General features: G+C 61.7%; 1 protein-coding gene. It reads left to right on the top strand.

Translation table 11 applies throughout. The annotated features are described in order from the left end of the window. Window positions 1–213 precede the first annotated feature (213 nt). Window positions 214–4,354 (top strand): DNA-directed RNA polymerase subunit beta (gene rpoB, locus VEJ16_13455; protein HYB10670.1); only part of this gene is annotated, 4,141 nt, incomplete at its 3' end.

Raw genomic sequence — 4,354 nt, 5'->3', positions numbered from 1 at the left:
GAGGCAGACAAGATAAAGAAGCAGCTCGAGGGCGCTGGCGCGACCGTCGAGTTGAAATAGCTTGGGTTGAAAATGTGCCGTGCGGACCCGATATTGCCGATCGGGACTCCGCACGGGCATAACCCATCAATTGTCAGTGACGCTTCGCCAGAACCTCCGCAATCGAACTGTGGGGGCTCGGGTGAGCCGTCTCTTCGAGCTTGAGAGGACCACATGGCGCAGCAGACTTCTTCGAACGGTCGTAAGCGGTTGCGGAAAATGTTTGGCCGCATCCATGAAGTGGCCGAAATGCCCAACCTTATCGAGGTGCAGAAGCAGTCCTACGATCAGTTCCTGATGGTGGATGAGCCCGAGGGGGGACGTCCCGACGAGGGTCTGCAGGCTGTGTTCCGTTCGGTATTTCCCATTCGGGACTTCGGCGAGCGCGCGCAGCTTGAGTTTGTGCGCTATGCCTTCGAGCAGCCGAAATATGACGTCGATGAGTGTCAGCAGCGCGGCATGACCTTCGCCGCGCCGTTGAAGGTGACCCTCAGGCTCATCGTGTTCGATGTGAACGAGGAAACTGGCGCCCGCTCGGTCAAGGACATCAAGGAGCAGGACGTCTATATGGGCGACATGCCGTTCATGACGTCGAACGGCACCTTCGTCATCAACGGCACCGAGCGTGTCATTGTCTCGCAGATGCATCGCAGCCCGGGCGTGTTCTTCGACCACGACCGCGGCAAGACCCATTCCTCTGGCAAGCTGCTCTTCGCAGCCCGCATCATTCCCTATCGCGGCTCCTGGCTCGACTTCGAGTTCGACGCCAAGGACATCGTCTATGTGCGCATCGACCGACGCCGGAAGCTTCCGGTGACGACGCTTCTCTATGCGCTCGGCCTCGACGACGAAGAGATCCTCTCGACCTTCTATGACCGCATTCCACTCAAGGCCACCAAGGAAGGCTGGCGGATGCCGTTCCGACCCGACCGGATGCGCGGCATCAAGTCGTCGAGCGATCTGATCGACGCCAAGACCGGCAAGACCGCGATCGAAGCTGGCCGCAAGGTCACGGCCCGTCTCGCCAAGAAGCTCGCCGATGAAGGCCTGAAGGATCTCCTCGTAAAGGACGAGGATCTCCATGGCCGCTACCTCGCAGAGGACATCGTCAACATGGAGACTGGCGAGATCTACGCCGAGGCTGGCGAGGAGATCGATGCCAAGCTCGTCGCCGCATTGAGAGAGCTGAGTCTCAAGGAGCTCCCGCTCCTCGATATCGACCATGTCAATGTCGGCGCCTTCATCCGCAACACGCTTGCCATCGACAAGAATTCGAATACCGAGGAGGCGCTCCTCGATATCTATCGCGTCATGCGTCCCGGTGAGCCGCCGACGCTCGAGGCCGCTGCGACGCTGTTCAACGGCATTTTCTTCGACTCCGAGCGGTACGACCTGTCCGCCGTGGGCCGCGTCAAGATGAATATGCGGCTCGACCTCGAATGCCCGGATACAGTGCGCACGCTGCGCAAAGAGGACATTCTGGCCGTCATCAAGACGCTCGTGGACCTGCGCGACGGCAAGGGCGAGATCGACGACATCGATCATCTTGGCAACCGACGTGTGCGGTCAGTCGGCGAGCTGATGGAGAATCAGTATCGCGTGGGCCTCTTGCGCATGGAGCGGGCGATCAAGGAGCGCATGAGCTCCGTTGATATCGACACGGTGATGCCGCAGGACCTGATCAATGCGAAGCCAGCGGCTGCCGCGGTCCGCGAGTTCTTCGGGTCTTCCCAGCTGTCGCAGTTTATGGATCAGACGAACCCGCTGTCGGAGATCACCCACAAGCGGCGGCTCTCCGCGCTTGGGCCTGGCGGTCTCACCCGCGAACGGGCCGGCTTTGAGGTGCGCGACGTGCACCCAACCCATTACGGCCGCATCTGTCCGATCGAGACGCCGGAGGGACCGAATATCGGTCTCATCAACTCGCTCGCCACCTATGCGCGAGTGAACAAATACGGCTTCATCGAGAGTCCTTACCGCCGCGTGGTCAAGGGCAAAGTGACCGACGAGGTGGTTTACCTCTCGGCCATGGAGGAGGCGCGCTACATCATCGCGCAAGCCAATGCGAAGCTCGCGCCGAACGGCACCTTCACCGAGGAGCTGATCGTGTGCCGGCATGCCGGCGACGTGGAGCTGATTCCGCCGGAGAGGGTCGACCTCATTGACGTGTCGCCGAAGCAGCTCGTGTCGGTGGCGGCCGCGCTTATTCCGTTCCTCGAGAACGACGACGCCAACCGGGCTCTCATGGGTTCCAATATGCAGCGTCAGGCCGTGCCGCTGATCACGGCGGAAGCGCCGCTCGTCGGCACCGGTATGGAAGAGGTGGTGGCCCGCGATTCAGGCGCTGCGATTGGCGCACGCCGTACCGGCGTAGTCGATCAGGTCGACGCCACCCGCATCGTGGTGCGGGCGACCGAGGAAACCGATCCGTCGAAGTCAGGCGTTGACATCTATAATCTACGCAAGTTCCAGCGCTCGAACCAGAACACCTGCATCAATCAGCGCCCGCTCGTGCGGGTAGGCGATCAGGTGCAGGCTGGCGAGATCATCGCCGACGGTCCATCGACCGATTTCGGCGAGCTCGCGCTCGGGCGAAACGTGCTTGTCGCCTTCATGCCATGGATGGGCTACAACTTCGAGGATTCCATCCTGATCTCCGAGCGCGTCGTGCGCGACGACGTGTTTACCTCGATCCATATCGAGGAGTTCGAGGTAATGGCCCGCGACACCAAGCTCGGGCCGGAAGAGATCACGCGCGATATCCCGAACGTCTCGGAGGAGGCGCTGAAGAACCTCGACGAGGCGGGTATCGTCTATATCGGCGCCGAGGTGAATCCTGGCGACATTCTGGTCGGCAAGATCACGCCAAAGGGCGAGAGCCCGATGACGCCGGAGGAGAAATTGCTCCGCGCCATTTTCGGCGAGAAGGCGTCCGACGTGCGCGACACCTCGCTCAAGCTACCGCCCGGCGTGACCGGGACAATCGTCGAGGTGCGCGTGTTCAATCGACACGGCGTAGAGAAGGACGAACGCGCAATGGCCATCGAGCGGGAGGAGATCGAGCGTCTCGCTAAGGACCGCGACGACGAGCTCGCCATCCTCGACCGCAATGTGTACGGCCGTCTCAAAGACGTGCTGATGCACAAGGTCGTGTCGAAGGGACCAAAGGGCATCAAGAAGGACGCCAAGGTCACCGAGGCATTGCTCGATGAGGTACCACGTTCCTATTGGTGGGAGGTCGCGCTCAAGAACGAGAAGGCCATGGCCGAAGTCGAGGCCATCCGCCGTCAATATGAAGACGCCAAGAAGGGGCTCGAGCAGCGCTTCGTCGACAAAGTTGACAAACTGCAGCGCGGCGACGAGCTGCCTCCGGGCGTGATGAAGATGGTCAAAGTTTTCGTCGCGGTGAAGCGCAAGATCCAGCCCGGCGATAAGATGGCCGGGCGCCATGGCAACAAGGGCGTGATCAGTCAGATCGTGCCGATCGAGGACATGCCGTATCTGGATGACGGAACCCCGATCGACATCGTGCTCAACCCGCTCGGCGTGCCGAGCCGCATGAATGTGGGCCAGATTCTGGAGACCCATCTCGGCTGGGCGTGCCGGGGCTTGGGCCGCAAGATCGGCGAAGCTCTCGATGCGTACAATGCCTCAAAGAAGGTGAAGCCGCTCAAAGACCTGCTCAAGTCCGTCTATGGTGACGACAAGGCAGTCGGTGCGCTGAAAGATGATCGTCTCATCGAGGTGAGCGAGGATCTGCGCGACGGCGTTCCCGTAGCCACCCCGGTGTTCGATGGGGCGCATGAGGGCGACGTGACGGCGCTGCTCCAGGCAGCCGATCTCGACACCTCCGGGCAGGTGACGCTACATGACGGGCGCACCGGCGAGCCGTTCGAGCGCAAGGTGACGGTGGGCTACATCTATATGTTGAAGCTTCACCATCTTGTGGACGACAAGATCCACGCACGCTCGATTGGGCCTTACAGCCTTGTCACTCAGCAGCCGCTGGGCGGGAAGGCGCAGTTCGGCGGCCAGCGCTTCGGCGAAATGGAGGTGTGGGCGCGCGAGGCTTACGGCGCGGCCTACACGCTGCAGGAGATGCTGACCGTCAAATCGGACGACGTTGCCGGCCGCACCAAGGTCTACGAGGCCATCGTGCGCGGCGACGACACCTTCGAGGCGGGCATCCCGGAAAGCTTCAACGTCCTCGTCAAGGAGATGCGGGCGCTTGGGCTGAACGTGGAGCTAGTGCAGCCGCGACCCGAGGAGCGGCAGCCGGTGCGGGCAAGATTGCCCCAGCGGCCGACGGCCGAGT

It is taken from the genome of Alphaproteobacteria bacterium (genome assembly GCA_035625915.1).
Taxonomy (GTDB): Bacteria; Pseudomonadota; Alphaproteobacteria; order JACZXZ01; family JACZXZ01; genus DATDHA01.
The sequence above is the reverse complement of the archived record's forward strand: the minus strand, read 5'-3'. Positions and strand labels throughout refer to the sequence as shown.